The organism is Alkalimonas sp. (genome assembly GCF_020831925.1).
Taxonomy (GTDB): Bacteria; Pseudomonadota; Gammaproteobacteria; order Enterobacterales; family Alteromonadaceae; genus Alkalimonas.
Map to the genome: position 1 here is coordinate 1 of NZ_JAFIFQ010000011.1, position 18,772 is coordinate 18,772.

Annotated in this window: 18 protein-coding genes; 6 read left to right on the forward strand and 12 right to left on the reverse strand. The window is 53.9% G+C overall.

The window, feature by feature from the left end:
- Positions 1 to 110: 110 nt before the first annotated feature.
- Genes JJU14_RS05415 through murB form a run of 3 tightly spaced genes read right to left on the reverse strand, consistent with a single transcriptional unit; the run spans position 111 to position 2,853 of the window.
- Entirely contained in the window at positions 111 to 806 is a 696-nt protein-coding gene (locus JJU14_RS05415; protein ID WP_228611575.1) for a type III pantothenate kinase, read from the reverse strand.
- Between the two features lie 3 nt (positions 807 to 809).
- Positions 810 to 1,799 carry a bifunctional biotin--[acetyl-CoA-carboxylase] ligase/biotin operon repressor BirA gene (gene birA / locus JJU14_RS05420; protein ID WP_228611576.1) on the reverse strand — a complete coding sequence of 330 codons (990 nt, stop codon included), beginning with the start codon at positions 1,797 to 1,799 and terminating at the stop codon, positions 810 to 812.
- Positions 1,800 to 1,833: 34 nt separating this feature from the next.
- Complete coding sequence (gene murB / locus JJU14_RS05425) at positions 1,834 to 2,853, reverse strand: UDP-N-acetylmuramate dehydrogenase (protein WP_228611578.1); 1,020 nt, start codon at positions 2,851 to 2,853, stop codon at positions 1,834 to 1,836.
- 198 nt (positions 2,854 to 3,051) lie between these two features.
- Here murB and JJU14_RS05430 point away from each other — a divergent pair, with 198 nt between their 5' ends.
- Both JJU14_RS05430 and JJU14_RS05435 read left to right on the forward strand, forming a co-directional pair.
- On the forward strand, positions 3,052 to 3,657 hold the full coding sequence (locus JJU14_RS05430; RefSeq protein WP_228611579.1) for a YkgJ family cysteine cluster protein: 606 nt from the start codon (positions 3,052 to 3,054) through the stop codon (positions 3,655 to 3,657).
- Positions 3,658 to 3,722: 65 nt separating this feature from the next.
- Positions 3,723 to 4,067, forward strand: coding sequence for an MGMT family protein (locus tag JJU14_RS05435; RefSeq protein ID WP_228611580.1), 345 nt, complete (start codon positions 3,723 to 3,725; stop codon positions 4,065 to 4,067).
- A 14-nt stretch (positions 4,068 to 4,081) separates the two neighbouring features.
- On the opposite strand, the gene JJU14_RS05440 is transcribed toward JJU14_RS05435, so the two are convergent.
- The 6 genes from JJU14_RS05440 to JJU14_RS05465 all read right to left on the reverse strand — a co-directional run bounded on the left by JJU14_RS05440 (position 4,082) and on the right by JJU14_RS05465 (position 9,984).
- Positions 4,082 to 5,266 (reverse strand): aminoacetone oxidase family FAD-binding enzyme, encoded by a 1,185-nt coding sequence (locus JJU14_RS05440; protein WP_228611581.1) that lies wholly within the window; start codon positions 5,264 to 5,266, stop codon positions 4,082 to 4,084.
- On the reverse strand, positions 5,256 to 7,262 hold the full coding sequence (gene waaA / locus JJU14_RS05445) for a lipid IV(A) 3-deoxy-D-manno-octulosonic acid transferase (protein WP_228611582.1): 2,007 nt from the start codon (positions 7,260 to 7,262) through the stop codon (positions 5,256 to 5,258). Before waaA ends, JJU14_RS05440 begins: the two co-directional genes overlap by 11 nt.
- Positions 7,263 to 7,276: 14 nt before the next feature.
- Positions 7,277 to 8,029: a glycosyltransferase gene (locus JJU14_RS05450; protein ID WP_228611583.1), complete on the reverse strand. Its 753-nt coding sequence runs from the start codon at positions 8,027 to 8,029 to the stop codon at positions 7,277 to 7,279.
- 99 nt (positions 8,030 to 8,128) lie between these two features.
- Complete coding sequence (locus JJU14_RS05455) at positions 8,129 to 8,602, reverse strand: peroxiredoxin (RefSeq protein WP_228611584.1); 474 nt, start codon at positions 8,600 to 8,602, stop codon at positions 8,129 to 8,131.
- Between the two features lie 70 nt (positions 8,603 to 8,672).
- Positions 8,673 to 9,428 carry a class I SAM-dependent methyltransferase gene (locus JJU14_RS05460; protein WP_228611585.1) on the reverse strand — a complete coding sequence of 252 codons (756 nt, stop codon included), beginning with the start codon at positions 9,426 to 9,428 and terminating at the stop codon, positions 8,673 to 8,675.
- A gap of 67 nt (positions 9,429 to 9,495) precedes the next feature.
- Positions 9,496 to 9,984 (reverse strand): hypothetical protein, encoded by a 489-nt coding sequence (locus JJU14_RS05465; RefSeq protein ID WP_228611586.1) that lies wholly within the window; start codon positions 9,982 to 9,984, stop codon positions 9,496 to 9,498.
- 107 nt (positions 9,985 to 10,091) lie between these two features.
- Here JJU14_RS05465 and JJU14_RS05470 point away from each other — a divergent pair, with 107 nt between their 5' ends.
- Positions 10,092 to 10,823, forward strand: a complete 732-nt coding sequence (locus JJU14_RS05470) for a complement resistance protein TraT (protein WP_228611587.1) — start codon at positions 10,092 to 10,094, stop codon at positions 10,821 to 10,823.
- Positions 10,823 to 11,677: a complement resistance protein TraT gene (gene traT / locus JJU14_RS05475; protein ID WP_228611588.1), complete on the forward strand. Its 855-nt coding sequence runs from the start codon at positions 10,823 to 10,825 to the stop codon at positions 11,675 to 11,677. The genes JJU14_RS05470 and traT overlap by 1 nt, the downstream gene beginning before the upstream one ends.
- A 27-nt stretch (positions 11,678 to 11,704) precedes the next feature.
- Here traT and prlC read toward each other — a convergent pair whose 3' ends face one another.
- Positions 11,705 to 13,753, reverse strand: coding sequence for an oligopeptidase A (gene prlC, locus JJU14_RS05480; RefSeq protein WP_228611589.1), 2,049 nt, complete (start codon positions 13,751 to 13,753; stop codon positions 11,705 to 11,707).
- 148 nt (positions 13,754 to 13,901) lie between these two features.
- Between prlC and gorA the strand changes: the two genes are divergently transcribed.
- Together gorA and JJU14_RS05490 are read left to right on the forward strand one after the other, a co-directional pair.
- On the forward strand, positions 13,902 to 15,257 hold the full coding sequence (gene gorA, locus JJU14_RS05485) for a glutathione-disulfide reductase (RefSeq protein ID WP_228611590.1): 1,356 nt from the start codon (positions 13,902 to 13,904) through the stop codon (positions 15,255 to 15,257).
- A 49-nt stretch (positions 15,258 to 15,306) separates the two neighbouring features.
- Positions 15,307 to 16,050 (forward strand): alpha/beta fold hydrolase, encoded by a 744-nt coding sequence (locus tag JJU14_RS05490; protein WP_228611591.1) that lies wholly within the window; start codon positions 15,307 to 15,309, stop codon positions 16,048 to 16,050.
- Here the strand turns inward: JJU14_RS05490 and JJU14_RS05495 are convergent.
- Positions 16,047 to 17,333, reverse strand: coding sequence for an amidohydrolase (locus JJU14_RS05495; RefSeq protein WP_228611592.1), 1,287 nt, complete (start codon positions 17,331 to 17,333; stop codon positions 16,047 to 16,049). The two genes, JJU14_RS05490 and JJU14_RS05495, sit on opposite strands and share 4 nt — an antisense overlap.
- A 63-nt stretch (positions 17,334 to 17,396) precedes the next feature.
- Entirely contained in the window at positions 17,397 to 18,692 is a 1,296-nt protein-coding gene (locus JJU14_RS05500; RefSeq protein ID WP_228611637.1) for an MFS transporter, read from the reverse strand.
- Between the last annotated feature and the right edge of the window lie 80 nt (positions 18,693 to 18,772).

Sequence of the window (18,772 nt, forward strand, 5' to 3'; positions counted from 1 at the left end):
TGGGTGCGAATTCTAGTAGAATGATTTGGCAGGCGCAACAGAAAAAAAGCGAAAAGTGCAATTAAATGCATTGAATGCCCAATTCTTAGCCAAAAGCGACAAAGACCACATTAACTGTCAATAAAACGACTGAGGCCATAAAACAATAAGTCAGGCTCCAACCGAAGTGGATATTGTTTCAAGTAAGGCGCCAGAAACTGAGTATCGCCACCTGTCAGCAACAACTGCTGCATTGGCTGCAACTCCCAGGCTTGCTGAATTGCGCCCAGCACCGCCGCCAAACAGCCATTCTGTAAACAGGACACGGTATCATCACCGAGCTGCAACCGTGCTTGATGGGTATCGGCATTGAAAACCTTAGCGGTTTTTTGCACCACACTTTGTTGCTGCAACTTCAGGCCAGGCAGGATCCAGCCGCCCTGATGCTCACCGTCTGCACCCAGCCAATCCAGTGTCACCGCAGTGCCAGCATCCACCACTAGCACATCCGTGCTTGGTTGCAGCCAATTGGCACCCAGCATGCCCAACCAACGGTCCACCCCGAGCAGGTGCGGTTGGCTGTAACAATTACGTACACCAAAACTGTAGGCATCGCTTTCAATTTGCCGCCAGGGTTTGTCTTGCAACTGCAACTGTTTTTTCAAGGCTTGAACCTTGTCCTGGCCCGCCACCGCTGCATAATAAACGGCTTGCACAGCGGATAAATCCGTTGTGTTACTTTGCAAGTCCAGCCGCTGCATGCTACCAGCACAACTTGCCAGCATGGCTTTACTACGAGTATTACCAATATCAAGCAACAAATACATGGTTCAGTTCTCCGCCCTCAGGCTCAATTCACCACCGTGAAACAATTGCCTTTTACCCTGAGATTCAATCACCAGATTACCCTGCGCATCCACGCCATGACAAATACCACGAACCACCTGCTGGCCCTGAGTTAAACGTACCGGCTGCTGCAAAAACAATTGCCGACGATTAAACGCCGCCTGAAAGGCCGCAAAACCCGACTGCTCAAAACGCTGCAAATGCTCAACACAACTGGCCTGCAGCCTGGCGACCAGCCGGTTTCTATCCAACGACCCTAATGCAGTGGTTAAGTCAATCCAGGGTTGATCAATGCGCTGCGCGGCCTGTGCTGCTGATAACTGAACATTGATGCCGATGCCAATCACCAATTGGCAGCGGCCATCACTCTGGCCGGATAACTCAATCAACACGCCCGCCAGTTTCTTGCCCTGTAGATAGATATCATTGGGCCATTTCAGTGCCACCGGCAGCTGGTAGTCCTGCTCCAGCAGTTCGGAGACCGCTACCCCGATCACCAGGCTAAGGCCCATCGCCGCCTGTATGCCCTGCTCCAGTTGCCACACCATCGAAAACGACAAACTAGCGGCAAAGGGCGAGTACCAGGCCCTGCCATGACGCCCGCGCCCCGCGGTCTGGGCTTCGGCTACCAATACCAATCCCTTAGGCAGGGTTTCGCCTCGCTGCAATCGCTGCATCAGCTGCAGATTGGTTGAATCGGTAATCGACAGCACTTCAATCGGGGTGCTATCGCTGCTTTGCCACTGCCGGATAGCTGCGCCATCGAGCAGTTGCAGCGGGCTGGCTAACCGGTACCCTTTGCCTTTGACACTGAAAATATCCAGCCCCAGCTGTTGCAGCTGCTGCATATGATTGGCAATGGCGGTACGGCTTAGACTCAGCTGCTCGCCCAGCCAACTACCGGAATAAAACTGACCATCGCTTAAATACTGCAACAACTGCCGCTGTATTTGCCAGCTGCTTTGCTCGCTCATCGCAAGTTACCCGGTACTTTGCTTAGCACTTTGCTCATAACGAAAGATCCGCCGGATGGCTTAACTGACCGACCAATTGCACTTCCGGTTCCAGCGCGACACCAAACCGGGCCTGTACCTGCAGTTGAATGGCTTCAATCAGCTGCAACAATTGTTCGGCCGTACCGCTACCATAATTGACCAATACCAGTGGCTGGCGGCTGTAACAGCCAATATCACCCAGCTTTTTGCCCTTAAAGCCGGCCTGATCAATCAACCAGGCGGCCGATAATTTGCTCCGACCATTGCCCTGGACAAAGACCGGCATCGCCGGATAACGCAGCTGCAACGCCTGGGCAGTTTTGTCCGGCAGCACAGGGTTTTTAAAAAAACTGCCGCAATTGGCCAGTTCATTAGGATCCGGCAGCTTGGACTGTCGAATGGCCACCACCGTATCCAATACCTGTTGCAAAGAACAGCTCGCAGATAATTGATTCAGCCCCTGATAGCTAAGCACCCGACGCGGGCTTTTCGATAAGGTAAGCCCAACCGCGACGATCACCCCCTGTCCGGCCAGCTGATGTTTAAACACGCTGTCACGGTAAGCAAAAGCACAATCGTTTACATCAAGTCGTTGCAGTTGCTGGCTCTCCCAGTGAAAAAAATCAACATAGCAACATCGATCGGCCAGCTCAACGCCATAGGCACCTATGTTTTGCACCGGAGCAGCGCCAACGGAGCCTGGGATTAACGCCAGGTTTTCCAGCCCCCACAAGCCTTGCTCAACCGTCCAGCACACCAGCTGGTGCCAGTTGTGTCCTGCTTCTACATGCAGCAGGGCACGGTCATCATCCAACCAGTTTAACTCTTTAGTCGATGCAACAAAACGACACAGCGGTGGCAATTCATCGCCAATAAAAATAGTATTGCTGCCCTCTCCCTGCACCCGCGGTTTAGGCTCTAAAGGCACCTGGCGCAAATCATCCAATTGCTGACATTGGTAAACGATCGCTAACCGTGCAGGCAAGCGAAAGGTGGAGTAATCGCGTCCATCCTGCTGTACAAGGATTTCCATGGCTGGCTCAGAAGCTAAATCATGGCGCTATTCTAAACAAAGAGAGCTGGAAACACTACGCAGTTCGTTCAGCGCTATGCCGGATGAAAATTCTGTTGCTGGATTTTTATCCACCGCATACAATAGCCACGCCAACAAGCCGTTGGTTTCTGAGTACCTACGTTTCTTACTTTATTTGCTTTTTCGTTCGGAGTCTTTATGCAACGACTGCGTGAATTGTCGCGTCGTGTTGAGGCTGTGTATGGCGAAATGGCGGACATCTATGCCGGTTACCAACAAGCACGCGGTCTTCATTGCCGCAGTGGGTGTGGTGCCTGCTGCCTGCACCCGGAGATTGAAGCCACGGTGCTGGATATGTTGCCGCTGGCAATGCACCTGTTTGATCAGGGCACGGCCGAATCCACACTGGCACAACTAGAAGCGGCCCCAGCTGGCAACAGCTGCCCGATGTACCAAGCCTTGTCCTTCGATGGTAAACAGGGCCAATGCCGTATTTATCAATGGCGCCCTACCCTGTGCCGTACCTTTGGTGCTGCCGGTTACCGGGATAAGCATGGCAAAACCGCGTTATCTACCTGTAAAACCATTAAAGAGGATCGCAGCAGCGCCTATGCCGACACCCTGATCGCGATGGAGTCCGATCCACCGCCCATGCTCAGCCATGCCCGCCAGCAGGTGGATCAACTGGACTACGAACTCAGCCGCAGCAGCCTACCGATCGCAGAAGCAATGCAGCTGGCTTTGCGCAAAGTGCTGTTTCAGGCCTGCTATTCCGACGTAGATAGTGATCAACAGATTGCCTGAGCCTTGCCTCATTATCACTGCTTGTGTCAGGCTAAACAGATAACAGCCTGACACGACAAAGCCTGATGACAATAGCCAATCCCTACTATGCCCGTATCTGGGATACGGTGCTGCAAATACCCACTGGTAAGGTTGCCAGCTATGGTCAGATTGCTGATTTGGCTGGCCTGCCCGGGCGCGCCCGGCTAGTCGGCAAAGCACTGGGGTATGCTCCGAAAGAGTTGGCCCTGCCCTGGCACCGGGTGCTACGCAGTGATCGTAGCCTCGCTTTCCCAACCGGCTCTGATACCGCCCAGCGCCAGCGCCAGCTGCTGCAGGATGAAGGGGTGCTACTGAAAAACAACCGGGTGCGCAAAGACGATCTCTGGCAACCCGATCTAATGGAGTTGTTGTTTAAGTTGAAGTATTAGAAGTATTAGAAGTATTAACAATACTGGCCAGCAACCCAACCCGAGCTCCAGGCCCACTGGAAATTGTAACCACCCAGCCAGCCGGTGACATCGACCACCTCACCGATAAAGTACAAACCAGGCTGATTTTTCGCTGCCATGGTTTTTGACGACAGTTCATTGGTATCCACCCCGCCTAGTGTAACTTCAGCGGTACGGTAGCCTTCGGTACCATTGGGTTTAAACACGTAGCGGGTAAGGCTGTCGCAAAGCCGTTCGATGCTTTTCAGGTTCAGCGCTTTTAACGGCTGGTTCTGAAACACCTTCAGCGTCAGCAGTGTTTCTACCAGCCGTTTTGGCAATACACGCCCCAAGGTGGTTTTTAGCTCCTGCGCTGGGTGTTGCTGCTGTTGAGTAGTTAAAAACGCAGCCAGGTCCTGGCCCGGTGTTAAATTCACCAGCAGCTCATCGCCTGGCTGCCAGTAGCTGGAGATTTGCAAAATGGCCGGGCCACTTAAACCCCTGTGGGTAAAGAGCATGTCTTCCGCGAAAAGGGTGTGGTTCGCTTCTGCGGTGACCGGCAAGGAAACACCACTGATTTCTTCAAATACCGCTTTATCACTGGGTTGCCAGGTCAGTGGTACCAAGCCAGCCCGCACCGGTAATACCTTAAGGCCAAATTGCTCGGCCAGCTGATAGCCAAAGGCACTCGCGCCCAGATTGGGCAAGCTCAGGCCACCACTGGCCACCACCAAGCTCTGACACTGCAGCTGATGGGTCGCTGTTCGCAGCAGATAGCCCGTCCCTTCGGAGCTCACAGCAATAATCTGCTGCGATAAAGCAATCTCAACACCGGCCTGCTCGCACTCCTGCGCCAGCATGGCCACGATGTCTTTGGCGCTGTCGTCGCAAAACAACTGGCCTAAAGTTTTCTCGTGATAAGGGATCTGATAGCGCTGCACCAGGTCGATAAAATCCCACTGACTGTAACGGCTGAGCGCCGACTTGCAAAAATGCGGGTTGTGCGAAATAAAGTTGTCCGGGCTGGCGTAGATATTGGTGAAATTGCAGCGGCCACCACCTGACATCAGAATTTTACGACCAATGCGCTTGCCATTATCAAGCACCAGCACCTTACGACCACGCTTGCCAGCCTCGATGGCACAAAACAGGCCAGCAGCACCAGCCCCAACCACGATCACATCCCAATCAAGCTGCACTTGATTGCTCCTGTAGTTGCTCCTGATAACCCGCCAGCAATGGCTGCCAATCCGATGCTTGCCAATGAAAAGGGCTGAGCTTGCTCTTTTCTTTGTTGAAAGAACGCAGCAAACGATCGAGGTTCTGCTGTTTCCAGCGGCCTTCGCTGCGCGGTCCACATTTATCAAAGTCAATCAACCACACCTTACCGGCTTTATCCAGCAAGATATTGTGGCAATTCAGATCCGAGTGAAAAATCTGTTGTTGGTGCAACCGGGCAATCACCCGACCAACTTCACGCCATTCGTCGGCGCTAAGCGCCCGCTCTTTATGCAGTAGCTGGGCCAAATCGGTACTGTTCGGGATCCGCTCCACCAGAATATCCGCACTGTAAAACAAACCATGCCGTCGCATGCGGGCAGCGGCCGGGCGTGGTACCGGTAACCCCTGGGCATGCAAATCCGCCAGCAAACGAAACTCCCGAATTGCCCGGCTGGCCAAGGTAGGCTCGCACAGGAACTTGTCTTTGTTCAGCTTGCCAATCAGGCCGCCACGGTAATAATGGCGTAGCACCAGCTCGTGTTCGCCCTGGCGCACAAACCATACGGTGCTGCGGCCATTGGCCTGGCCCAGCGCTGCTTGCTGTTGCTGCCAGTAGGCTGGCTCAAACTGCTCAGCATCAATGTGCTGGAAAAAATCCGGGTTAAACCAATAGCGGTTCTGCTTATCCTGATGTTGTTTCATCGGAATATTCACTCCTGCCAGGTGGGAGCCTATCAACGCTACACTGCGCCTGGCTGCACCACTGTGCTCTCTGAAAAATTGCTGCGCGCGCAGCCCGGCCTGAAGCCTGCATTCATCATTGGCAAACTGTTGCCGTACTTGTTGCTCAAGCTCAACTGCTGTACTGGCAAAAGACACCAACTGTTGACGCTCTAATTGCTTGAACAAGCTGCTAAAATTAAATACATGGGGTCCACTGAGCACGCTTTTGCCAAAGGCCATCGCCTCAAGCGGGTTGTGGCCGCCGCGTTCAATCAGACTCCCACCTATAAAAACCACATCGGCCAACGCATACCAGTGCAACAACTCGCCCATGCTATCTGCCAAAAACACCTGACTATCGGCAGCTGGCAGCCGCTGCACGCTGCGCCGGCTCAAGCGCAAGCCGTGTTTTTGCACCAGATTAGCGACCTGACTGAAGCGATCCGGATGCCGAGGCACCAGCACCAGCAGCAGCTCTGGCAATTGTGGCTGCAGGGCCTGGTAGGCTTGCACCATCAGTTCGTCTTCACCCGCATGGGTGCTGGCTGCGACCCAAACCTTGCGGCCGCTAAAAGCTGGGGAGAAGTGCGCTTGCTGGATGGCAAAATCGGCCGGCAACTGCATCTCGTATTTCAGGTTGCCTGCCAGCGCCCCGGCTGTAGCATCCAAGCCAAGCGCCCGAAAACGGCGCAAACTGGCTCTGTCTTGAGCCAACAACAAGCGAATGGCCGGCAACAATAAGCGGGTCAGCCAGTAAAAGCGGCGATAGCCTTTGGCTGAGCGCTTCGATAAGCGGGCATTAGCCACCACCAGCGGGATCTGCTGCTGCCTGGCTGCTGTGAGCAGGTTGGGCCACAGCTCGGTTTCCATCACCACCAACAACCTGGGCTGCAGGCGCTGCAAAAATCGGCGGTTGCTAAAAGGCAGATCAAATGGCAGGTAGCAGTGCTGCACCCGGCCGCCGAATTGCTGCAACAAGCGCGCAGAGCCGGTAGGCGTAGTGCAGGTAACGGTAAGCGGCAAGGCCGGATAGCTGCTTAGCAACTGTTCAATCAGTGGAGCCGCTGCCACCACTTCGCCGACCGAGACCGCATGCAGCACGATGCCACCTGGCTGCATGCCAGCAGGAACAACGCCAAAACGCTCGCCCCAGCGCTTCAGATAGTCACTGTCGTGACGGGCCCGCCAGACAAAGCTGAGCAATACCAACGGCAGCGCCAGCAACAGCAACAGGGTATAAAGCCAGCGCATAGCGGGTCCGTTCCTTAGCCCCACATGTCCTTCACCCACTGCACCGGCAATACCCGGCGATACCATTTGCCACTGATACCCGCGATGGCATCCGGTGGATTTGGCTTACCATGAAAAGCGACAATTTTAGCGCCAGCAGGAATAGTAGCTGGTTTAAACCAGCTCATGATACCTTTCGGTAGGCAATGACGCTTAAAGCTAACACACCACTCTTCTGGCCAGTATTGCAGTTTGCCTTGCGCCGCCAGGTTTTGCGTGACAAACTCCTGCTCGTTGCGCACCTTGGCTAGCTCACGCTCTTTGTGGTTTTTCAGCAGCTCAATTAAATCGCTGTGCGCCCCTATGGTGTAGCGATAAACCGAGGTATTGCCAGTTGCGTCGGACTTATCCCATTCTTTAATAACAAAGAACTCGCCTTCGGGCTCGAAAAAGCAATTGATGTTATCGACAATTACCACATCCAAATCAATAAACAGCGTTGGGCCGGTCAAGTCATACAAAGGGTCGGCAAAGCTGGTGACTTTTAACCAGCCGTGGCCAAAACTCCAAGGCTGACGCTCGTCAAAATCTTTAAATCCCACCATGGGGATCTCTTTGACTTCGATATTGGCATCGATGCCATCTGCGTCATCGGTTAAACAAACAAAACGGTGTGGCAAGGTCAGATTGCGCTGCACCATCGCATGCAGCTTATTCACGTAATCGGGGCCATATTTCTTGCCCCATTTGATACAAAGAACATTCACGGTTTGCTGAGTTGTTGGCATAGCGCGGTCACCATCAGAAAAGAGAGCTTTATCATACCAGTTCAGTGGCAGAAATGAAAAAAGGGAAGCGCCATGGCCTCCCCTTTGTTTAGCAAAGCATCAAAGGGCCGCTAAGATGGTTTCCGCTTTACTGACTTCAAACGATTTGGGCGGCTCGACATTCAACAAACTGACCTTGCCATCGTCAACAATCATAGCGTAACGCTGCGAGCGCACACCACCAAAATCTCCGGTATCCATAGTCAGGCCGGTAGCTTTATGAAAAGCACCACCGCCATCCGCCAGAAAGGTAATTTCTTCGGAGTTTTGTGTCTCGGCCCAGGCCGCCATCACAAAAGCATCGTTCATCGAGGTACAAACAATGCTGTCTACACCTTTGGCCTTGATTTGGTCCGCCAACGCAATATAGTCTGGTAGATGGGCTTCTGAGCAGGTCGGTGTAAAAGCACCGGGCACAGCGAAGAGCACTACTTTTTTGCCTTTAAAAATATCAGCAGTACTTGGGTTTTTCATGCCGTCGCTGGTCAGTTGCGAAAAGCTCACTTCGGGTAAGGTATCGCCTGGTTTGATCATAAGTAGGTTCCTATGGCTGATGAATGGGCTTGAATGAGTGTAGCTGAAAAATACCATCTGGCTGCCAGTTTCAGATGGCAGCTTTTACATAAACATCAAAACGGTTGTTCTTTCCTTTGACCTCATGGCTGGGTTTGGTTCCCGCCAAAGGCGGCGCATACGCCGGACGCTTCACCACCACGCGTTTGCTGGCCAGCGCCAAAGCCGCTGGTAACAAGGCATCCGCGTCCGGGTCTTCCCCAACCACCTGATGAAAGGCTCGCATTTCTTTTTTTACCAGGGCCGACTTTTGCCGTTCAGGAAACATCGGGTCCAAATACACCACTTCGACGGTATCTAACTGGCTGAGTGCCTGCTGGGCAGGCGCAAAATGCAATTGCATGCGCTCAGGCAGCCAATCCGAAAGGTCCGGGTGTTCACTGGCCCGACGCAGCCCGTCCGCCAGCAAAGCCGCTACCAACGGATTGCGTTCCACCAAAGTCAGCTTGGCTCCAAGGCTTGCCAGCACAAAAGCATCCCGACCCAGCCCGGCGGTAGCATCAATCACAGTCAGATCTCGCTTTTTGTTCAAACCCACCGCCTTGGCGATGGCTTCGCCCATGCCGCCACCATGCTGACGACGATAGCTAGCACTACCGCTGGCAAAATCCACCACAATATCACTTTGTTTGAGTAGATCGGTATGACGAAGCACCAATGCCTGCAAGTGCCAGGCCAGATGCCAGCCTTCAGCTTGCTCTGTAAGGATTAAGCCAAAACGCTGACTTAACCCATCAAGATAGGCTTGGTCAGCAGCACTTAGTACGCTACCTGGCAACACAATCATCCGGAGCGGCTCCAAAAAGCGCACAGTGTAACCTGCTGTCTGTCAACACACCAGCTGACCTGCGGCCTTACATTACCTCTTGTTTGGGCGTGCCCGTTATCTTGCACTGTCCACCCACCAGACTTACCGCCGGCTCTGGCACTATGGCGCAATCCGACATCCGGCCAAGCCGGATATTTTCCGCTTCCGCCGCCTTGTTGTAACTGGCTATTTTTTGCTGCAGCACGGTTTCATTCAAACCCTTGGTAGAGTAGGCAATGTATTCCGCAGGCCCACCACAAGGTTTATGGCCAAAGCCTATCACCCGGCATTGCTGCACATCATCGGCTTCTGCCTGACCAATCATGCTAAGAATATCTGCCCGCATTTTCTGTAAATCAGGATGATCTCGCATTTGTCGCTCCCGCTCTTTTACCGCTGCTCTGGGGTTAGTGACCGGATCAATCGGCTCTATCAATGGCTCAGGAGCCAGTCGCTCCCCCCCAGCCTGGCCCTGCTGACAAGCACCAAGTAAGGTCACTGCAACCATAGCCATTAGCCAATTCAGTTTTCGCATTCACATCTCCTGTTGATTCACCATGCTTTCTACTAAAATTAAGCACCCGTTAAGCTTAGCAGATTAAGCTTGCAGTTGTTGAGCTTAAGTTACTACAGGACACCAAAATGAAACATACCCTTTGGCTGGCGGCAATTATTGTCAGTTTATCGCTAAGTGGCTGCGGTGCCATTCATACTTCGGTCGCCAAACGCAATCTGGATGTACAAACGCAGATGAGTTCTACCATCTTCCTGGATCCGGTTGAACCGGAGCAGCGCACCATCTTTGTCGATATCCGCAATACTTCGGATAAGCCCGAGTTTGATATTCGCCCTATGGTCATTCAATCCCTGCAGCAACGCGGCTATCAGGTCATCGATAGCCCATCACAGGCAACCTACTGGCTGCAAGCCAATGTGCTGCAAGTCGGTCGTACCAATGCCAGAGCCGCTAATAGTGCGATGAATGCTGGCTATGGTGCTGCTGGTGGCGCCGTGCTGGGTCATACTGTACACAGAGCAACTGGCGGCTCTTCCGGCAGCGCCGCTACCGGTGCGGCCATTGCCGGTGCGGTGGCAGGCACTGTGTTCGATGCTCTGATTGAAGATGTGTATTACAGCGTCATTACCGACATTCAGATTATGGAGCGTTTTGATGGCGTGGTACGAGAGCGCTCCGAGCATGTGCTGGTGCAAGGAGACAGTGGCAGCACAACCTCCAGCTATCAGCGCCAAAGCGATCAACGCCGCTATCAAAGTCGGGTCATCAGCTACGCTAATCAGTCCAATCTGAAATGGGAAGATGCAGCGCCGGATCTGCAGATGGGTCTGGTACGGGCTCTAGCAGGTTTATTCTGATGCATAAGGCCGGTGTTAGCCTCTGCTTGATGCTTTTGTTGTTGCAGCTAACAGGCTGCACGGCCATTCACCGATCCATCGCCAAGGGCGAGCTGGATGTGCAAACCCGGATGAGCCAGACCATCTATCTTGATCCGGTCGAGCCGGAATTACGCACTGTGTTTCTGGATTTTCGCAGCACGGCCGCGGAATTCCAGCAACCACTGGATCAGGCAGTGATCGACTTTTTGCAACAACGTGGTTATCAGGTCACCAATAGCCCGGCGCAGGCGCAGTTCTGGCTGCAAGTGAATGTTCGCACTGTGCTCAAGCAAGCGCCGGAAAAAGTGCTAGCCCAGGCTGAGTTCGGCATGAGTGAGACAGAGATTGAGCAACTGATGAACCCGGCCTTGCTGGCGGTGCCCGCACTTTTGCCGGACGACGCCACTGAACAGCCAAGCAGGCAGCGTCGCTCCAACCGGTCATCGGGTAGCAATGTCTATGTTGGGTATTCGGATAGTGTGGATGTGAGTAGCCGGGATCTGCGCAACGCAGCCATAGCATTGGCCATCATCGCCGGTACCGAATATGCCGGCCGGCAGTTGGTGAAAGATGTCTACTACACCATGGTCACCGACTTGCAAGTGGCAGAGCGCATTGCTGCCGACAGCGATGAACTGGTGCTTGAGTACAGTCAGCATTTGCTGCTGCAAGGCGATAGTGGTAGCACGGATACGCTGTGGGAGCGCGCGACCGATCGCCGTAAGTATCAGGCCAGAGTGATTAGCTTTGCCAATCAAGCCAATCTACGCTGGGAAGATGCTGAACCAGGACTGCAATCAGGCCTGATCCGCTCACTGGCAGGTATCTTCTAACCTGCCAGTCAGCCAACGCCCACCTAGTTAGCTGGCAATTCCCATATGCCGCAGTAAGGCTTCATTGGATGGCTCACGACCGCGGAAGCCTTTAAACAGCTCCATCGGCTCGGCGCTGCCACCGCGCTCTAAAATCCATTGCAGGAAGTCACGCCCGGTTTGCGGATTAAACACCCCTTCTTCTTCAAAGCGTCCGAATGCATCGGATGACAACACCTCGGCCCACAGATAACTGTAATACCCAGCGGCATAACCACCAGCAAAGATATGGCTAAAGCCATGCTGGAAACGATTAAAACGTGGTGGAATAATCACCGACACCTGCTGCCGGACCTCATCGAGCAAAGCTTGCGCCTGACCACCGAGCTCTGGCTGGTACTCGGCGTGCAATCTGAAATCGAACAGCGCAAATTCCAGCTGACGCACCAAAAACATGGCCGACTGGAAGTTTTTCGCTGCCAGCATCTTATCCAGCAAGTCCTGCGGCAGGGCCTCGCCGGTTTCGTAATGGCCGGAAATCAGCTGTAACGCTTCCGGCTGCCAGCACCAGTTCTCCAGAAACTGACTGGGCAACTCGACCGCATCCCAGGCCACACCGTTGATACCAGCGACCGCTGCCGCATCGACCTGTGTCAGCATATGGTGCAAACCATGACCAAACTCATGGAACAAGGTCACCACTTCGTCGTGGGTAAAAAGTGCAGGCTTGCCGCCGACCGGCTTATTGAAGTTGCAGGTTAAATAGGCCACCGGGCTTTGCAATGTGCCATCTGGCAATAAGCGCCGGCCCCGGCAGTCATCCATCCAGGCACCACCGCGCTTTTTCGCCCGGGCGTATAAATCCAGGTAGAAGCTGCCACGCAGGGCCCCTGAACCATCAAAAATATCGTAAAAACGCACATCCGGATGCCAGACATCCACCCCGGCTCGCTCACGTACCGTCATGCCAAACAGCTTTTCAATCACCGCAAACAGGCCCGGCACCACCTTGGTTTCCGGGAAATAAGGCCGCAGCTGTTCATCGGAAATAGCATAGCGGGCTTGCTTTAGCTTATCTGAGTAATAGGCAATATCCCAGGCTTGCAAATCACTGTGCTGGTACTCGCTTTGGGCAAAGTCTTTCAACTCGGCCAGCTCTTTTTCGGCCTGCGGCTTAGCGCGGCGGGCTAAATCCTGCAAGAAATTCAGCACCTGGGCCGGGGACTCGGCCATCTTGGTAGCCAGCGACTCTTCGGCCGCATTGGCAAAGTCCAGCAACTGTGCCAACTCGTGCTTCAGCGCCAGGGTTTCTTCGATAATGGCGCTGTTGTCGAATTGACCGGCATGCGGCCCCTGATCGGAGGCCCGGGTGCAATAAGCTTGGTACACTTCCTCACGCAAAGCGCGATCGTCGGCATAGGTCATCACCGGCAAATAACTTGGAAACTCCAGTGTCAGTACCCAGCCATCGAGTTCACGACTTTTTGCTTCCTCGGCCGCCGCCGCTTTGGCATCATCCGGCAAGCCGGCTAACTGGCTTTCGTCGGTCAGGTGCTTGTGCCAGGCCTGGGTGGCATCCAGGGTATGATTGGAAAAGCTGGATGACAGCTCAGACAGGCGGCTTTGAATCTCACCGTAACGTTGCTTTTTCTCCGCTGGCAAACCAATACCGGATAATTTGAAATCACGCAGCGCATTTTGAATCACTTTTTGCTGAGCCGGGCTAAGTTTCGCGTAAGCTTTACTTGCAGCCAACTGACGATAGGCCTGATACAAACCTTCGTGCTGTCCCAGCCAGGTACTGAACTCCGATAACAGTGGCAGGCAGCTCTCGTAGGCCTCTCGTAGCTCGGCGCTGTTGAGCACCGAGTTTAGATGAGACACCGGCGACCACAGTTTTCCTAATCTGTCACTGCCATCTTCCAACGCCACCACCAGATTATCCCAGCTGAAAGTGCTTTGCGTAAGCACCTGCTCCACACTGTCCCTGGCTTTGGCGATGGCCGTTTCCACGGCAGGTTTCACCTGCTCGGGCTTGATGAGCGAAAATGGCGGTAAATCGGTAAATTCAAGCAAGGGGTTGTGCACTGTGGTCATGGTTGTTCCTGTTGAGCTTTGTCAATACTCTTCAATGTTGGGGCGAATGCCGCACAAGTCAAGGCAGCTGTTTAGTCCATAGCTCTTGTGATTCCACTCACCGGGCCTTATATAGAAGCTAATACGCCTCAAAAAAACAGGATTTTTTATGACCCGACATTACGATTACCTGGCCATTGGCGCCGGCAGTGGCGGCATTGCCTCCGCTAACCGGGCCGCCATGCGTGGCGCCAAAGCCGCTGTGATAGAAGCCAAAGCGGTCGGCGGTACCTGCGTGAATGTCGGCTGCGTACCGAAAAAAGTCATGTGGTACGGCGCTCATATTGCCGAAGCCATCAAGTACAGCCCGGCTTATGGTTTTGATATGCAGCAGCAAGGGTTTGACTGGGCCACCCTGGTGCGCAACCGTGAGGCTTATATTGAGCGCATTCATGCGGCTTATCAGCGCGGCTTTGCCAGCAATGGCGTTGAGCTGATTGAAGGCTTTGCCACTTTTGTTGATAAAAACACGGTGGAAGTGAATGGCGAGCGCATCAGTGCCGATCATATCACCATTGCCGTCGGTGGCCGGCCAAGCCGGCCGGATATTCCAGGCGCAGAGCTTGGCATCGACTCGGATGGCTTTTTTGCCCTCACCGAGCAGCCGAAAAAAGCCGTGGTGGTTGGTGCTGGCTACATCGCAGTAGAAATCGCCGGTGTGCTGCATGCGCTTGGCAGTGATACCCACCTGCTGGTTCGCAAAGACAGACCGCTACGCAACTTTGATACCGATATCACCGATGCGCTGCTGGAGCGGATGAAACAGGATGAACTGCAACTGCACACTCAGACCGAAGTTAGCAAAGTAGAAGCAGGCAGTGATGGCCGTCTGATCGTGTATCTAAGCGATGGCGGCATGCTGCTGAATGTTGATTGCCTGATCTGGGCCATTGGCCGCGAACCTGCCACCGATGCCATAAAGCTTGAAGCCGCTGGCGTCACCACCGATGAGCAAGGCTATATCCGCACCGATGCTTACCAAAACACCAATGTGCCAGGCATCTATGCAGTCGGGGATATCACCGGCGAAGCCCAACTCACTCCGGTGGCGGTAAAAGCCGGCCGTATGCTGGCCGAACGGCTGTTTAACAAGGCCATGCCGGATGCCAAAATGGACTACCGGCTGATTCCGACGGTGGTGTTCAGCCATCCGCCAATTGGTACCATCGGCCTGACCGAAGCAGAAGCTAAAGCTGAATTCGGCGAAGCCAACATCAAGGTCTATCGCTCCAGCTTTGCTGCCATGTACAACGCCATCACACCGCACCGCGCCATGAGCACCTTTAAGCTGGTGTGCGCCGGCAAAGAGGAAAAAGTGGTTGGCCTGCATGGCATCGGCGAAGGCATGGATGAAGTGCTGCAAGGCTTTGCCGTGGCGTTGAAAATGGGTGCTACCAAGGCCGATTTTGACGCCACAGTAGCGCTGCACCCCACCAGTGCGGAAGAGTTTGTTACCATGCGCTAAACTCTGCCTACAGCGTTTTTTTATACCCCTGCATCAAAGGAGCCAAAGCATGCGCACTCTGCTAACACTGCTGGGGTATTTGCTGGCCGGTTATGGGCTGCTGTGCCTGCTGCTGTATCTGTTGCAGCGCCAGCTGATTTATTTTCCGGTACCGGCGGCCTTTCCACCGGAACAGCCGCTTGTATTGCAGCAAGGCCAGCATCAGCTGCTGGTCAGTCAGCAGTCTCGCTCCGGGCCACAGGCTCTGCTGTACTTTGGTGGCAATGCCGAGGATGTCAGTGTCAACCTGCCTGAGTTCAGCGCCGCTTTTCCCGAGCACGCTATTTATCTGATGCATTACCGCGGCTATGGCGGCAGTGAAGGCAGGCCATCTGAGCAAGCACTGGTCAGCGATGCACTGGCCTTGTTTGATAAGGTAGCGACACAGCACAGCGACATCACCGTGATTGGCCGCAGCCTTGGCTCGGGCGTGGCGGTGCAACTGGCGGCCAAGCGCCCGCTGCAGCAGTTGGTGTTGATCACCCCTTTTGATAGCCTGACAAAATTGGCCCAACAGCAGTTCCCTGTAGTGCCGGTGCGCTGGTTATTAAAAGATCGCTACGAATCCGCCCGCTACGCCAGTCAGATTGACACCCCCACCCTGCTGCTGGTCGCCGAGCAGGATGAAATCATTGACCGGGCACGCAGCAAAGCACTGTATCAGGCTTTTGCCCCCGGCATTGCCCGGCTGCAGCTTTACCCTGGCGGACACAACAGCTATCTGCCCGCCCAGCACATCAAAAACTCGCTTTAACCAGCGCCCGGGTAATCAAACACCCAGTTAATAAACAGATTGGTGCCCACTTTTAATGCCCGCTCATCGGCATAGAAAAATGGTGAGTGATTGGCTGGCATGCTGGCCGGGTCTCTATCTGGCGGCGCTACCCCCAAGAATACAAACATGCCGGGCACTTCCAGCGCGTAATAGGAAAAATCCTCCGCGCCGGTCACCAGTGGGCTTTCCTGCACCATCTGCTCACCAGCCACCGCCTTGGTGGTTGGCAACATCCGCGCCACCAGCTCCGGATTGTTGATGGTCACCGGGTAGCCTTCAATAATGGTAACCTCTGCAGTGGCACCAGTGACATGAGCTGAAGCCTCTGCCGCCTGGGTTAGCTGGCGGAAAATTTGCTGGCGAATGTCCATATCAAAGTTACGAATGGTGCCTTCCAGATAGACCTCATCCGGAATAATGTTGTTGCGCACCCCGCCTTCGACAATACCAAAGCTCACTACGGCCGGTGCCCTGGTAATGTTGATTTGCCGGCTAACGATGGTTTGCACGTTATTGATAATTTGCGCGGCCGCCACGATAGGATCGACCCCGGCCCAGGGCGAGGAGCCATGGGTCTGCTGACCTTTGACCCGGATCTCAAAGCGATCAGACGATGCCATCAAAGGTCCCTTACGGTAGCCAATGGCGCCAAGCGGAGCCTGGCCCCAGACATGAATACCAAAAATAGCATCCGGCTTCAGTTCAGCAAATAAGCCTTCACGCAGCATCAGCTCAGCGCCGCCTTCTTCTCCGGGCGGCGCACCTTCTTCCGCTGGCTGGAAGATAAACATCACGGTACCAGCTAGCTGCTGGCGATGCTCAGCCAGGTACTCAGCTGCCCCCATCAGCATAGCGACATGCAAGTCATGGCCACAGGCATGCATGACCCCGACTTCGTTGCCGCGGTACTCGCCAATCACTGTTGAGCGAAAAGGCACATCGGTTTGTTCTGTGACCGGCAGGGCATCCATATCGGCCCGCAGTGCTATCACAGGGCCAGGCTTGCCACCACGCAGCACCCCAACCACACCGGTATGGGCAATTTCGGTTTGCACCTCCATACCCAGCTCGCGCAGATGCGCTGCTACCAAAGCAGCTGTGCGAAACTCGCGATTGCTCAGCTCCGGGTGCTGGTGGATGTCCCGCCGCCAGGCAATCACCTTTTGCTCCAGTTCGGCGCTGATGGCTGGTCGTGCTGACTGTTCTGCCAAGAGCCCGGCAGGCACACAAAGAAAAATGACCAATAATGAAATTCGAAGCATGCTATTCCCCTTTTGCATCAATGGCTTTGAGCTTAGCTGCAATTTCAGCCGGTAGCAATGCGCTTAATCCTGGCTGTCCTGTTGTTTTTCCAGCCCTTCTTTGATCATGCTTTCCGATGATTGAGTGGGCAGCATCACCGTAGCACTGGCACGGCGTTGCCGCTGCCGACGGTCAAAAAAGCGTAAGTACAGTGCCATACAGCCCACCACCACCGGCAAACTGCCAATAAACCAGAAAAATACCTGAGTCCCGACAAAGTGCATCAACAGGCCTGAAATCAATAAACCACAAATCGCGCCCTGGCCATTGGCTCGCACCAGAGCACTGCTGGCACCTACCATTTGCTCTTTACTCAGATAATCATTGGTGTAGGCCACCACCATAGAGAAAATAGGCAGCATCACGGCACCAAACACAAAGTAGCTGACATAGAGCAGCAGAATTTGCGAGTTATCCAGGCTGGAAATCCATAGTGCCATGGCACAGGAAGCAAAAGCACAGCTGGCAATCACCAGTCGCCGGTCGAAACGATCAGACAGCTTACCCAGTTGAAACTGGAAGCAGAGCGAGCCAAAAATCAGGCAGGCCACCAGGTTGGCGATTTGTGTTAACTCCAGACCAAGGCGGGAAAAATACACGGGCCCAAGACCGAATAAAGAGGCATAAGCAAACTGCATTAAGAAACAGCCAATAATGCCCAGGGGGGCGACCCGCATCAACTCACCAGCACGCATTTTTTGCGGTGGTCCAAAAGAAGGTGTTGTGGTGGGCGTAATCAGCAGTGGGATCACGGCTGCACTAATTAAAATAGACACCAAAGTAAACTGAATAAAATCGCGGGGGTCACCGATGTAGAGCAAAAACTGCCCCAAGCCAATGCCACCAAACAACATCATGACGTACAGCGACATGAGTTTGCCACGATTTTGATTGGTAGCCCCGGCATTGATCCAGCTTTCCGCAATAACAAAAATGGCGGAAAAACAAAAGCCCGATACCATACGAAGCACAAACCAGACGCCGGTATTCACCCAGATGGCATGCACCAGAATGCTGATCGATGCCAGCGCCGCCAAAGCGGCGAAAGCCCGGATATGCCCTACCCGATGGATCATTTTTGGCGCCCGGATAGCCCCCAGCAAAAAGCCAATGAAATAACCCGCCAAAATCATACCGGTACTAGCGCTGCTAAAGCCTTCCATTTCAGCCCGAATCGACAACAAGGTATTTTGCAGACCGGTAGTCATGCCAACAATCAGCATGCCCAGCAGCAATGGCCAGATGGTTCGTATCATCGCAAACAAAGCAAAGTCCTTGTAGTTAGCGCTGGAGCTTGAATTAACGCACTGATGTTCAATAAGATTAGCAAAAGCAGACCGGCCAGGCCAGCGTCCACTTTAACCACAAAAGGGTACGCACAATGCAGACTGGTGTTCTT

Coding starts and splice junctions, on each gene's coding strand:
- traT (WP_228611588.1), top strand. CDS start 10,823: ATGCATAAGGCCGGTGTTAGCCTCTGCTTGATGCTTTTGTTGTTGCAG.
- JJU14_RS05455 (WP_228611584.1), bottom strand. CDS start 8,602: ATGATCAAACCAGGCGATACCTTACCCGAAGTGAGCTTTTCGCAACTG.
- JJU14_RS05465 (WP_228611586.1), bottom strand. CDS start 9,984: ATGCGAAAACTGAATTGGCTAATGGCTATGGTTGCAGTGACCTTACTT.
- JJU14_RS05490 (WP_228611591.1), top strand. CDS start 15,307: ATGCGCACTCTGCTAACACTGCTGGGGTATTTGCTGGCCGGTTATGGG.
- JJU14_RS05450 (WP_228611583.1), bottom strand. CDS start 8,029: ATGCCAACAACTCAGCAAACCGTGAATGTTCTTTGTATCAAATGGGGC.
- JJU14_RS05435 (WP_228611580.1), top strand. CDS start 3,723: ATGACAATAGCCAATCCCTACTATGCCCGTATCTGGGATACGGTGCTG.
- JJU14_RS05470 (WP_228611587.1), top strand. CDS start 10,092: ATGAAACATACCCTTTGGCTGGCGGCAATTATTGTCAGTTTATCGCTA.
- JJU14_RS05415 (WP_228611575.1), bottom strand. CDS start 806: ATGTATTTGTTGCTTGATATTGGTAATACTCGTAGTAAAGCCATGCTG.
- birA (WP_228611576.1), bottom strand. CDS start 1,799: ATGAGCGAGCAAAGCAGCTGGCAAATACAGCGGCAGTTGTTGCAGTAT.
- gorA (WP_228611590.1), top strand. CDS start 13,902: ATGACCCGACATTACGATTACCTGGCCATTGGCGCCGGCAGTGGCGGC.
- JJU14_RS05430 (WP_228611579.1), top strand. CDS start 3,052: ATGCAACGACTGCGTGAATTGTCGCGTCGTGTTGAGGCTGTGTATGGC.
- murB (WP_228611578.1), bottom strand. CDS start 2,853: ATGGAAATCCTTGTACAGCAGGATGGACGCGATTACTCCACCTTTCGC.
- JJU14_RS05460 (WP_228611585.1), bottom strand. CDS start 9,428: ATGATTGTGTTGCCAGGTAGCGTACTAAGTGCTGCTGACCAAGCCTAT.
- waaA (WP_228611582.1), bottom strand. CDS start 7,262: ATGCGCTGGCTTTATACCCTGTTGCTGTTGCTGGCGCTGCCGTTGGTA.
- JJU14_RS05495 (WP_228611592.1), bottom strand. CDS start 17,333: ATGCTTCGAATTTCATTATTGGTCATTTTTCTTTGTGTGCCTGCCGGG.
- prlC (WP_228611589.1), bottom strand. CDS start 13,753: ATGACCACAGTGCACAACCCCTTGCTTGAATTTACCGATTTACCGCCA.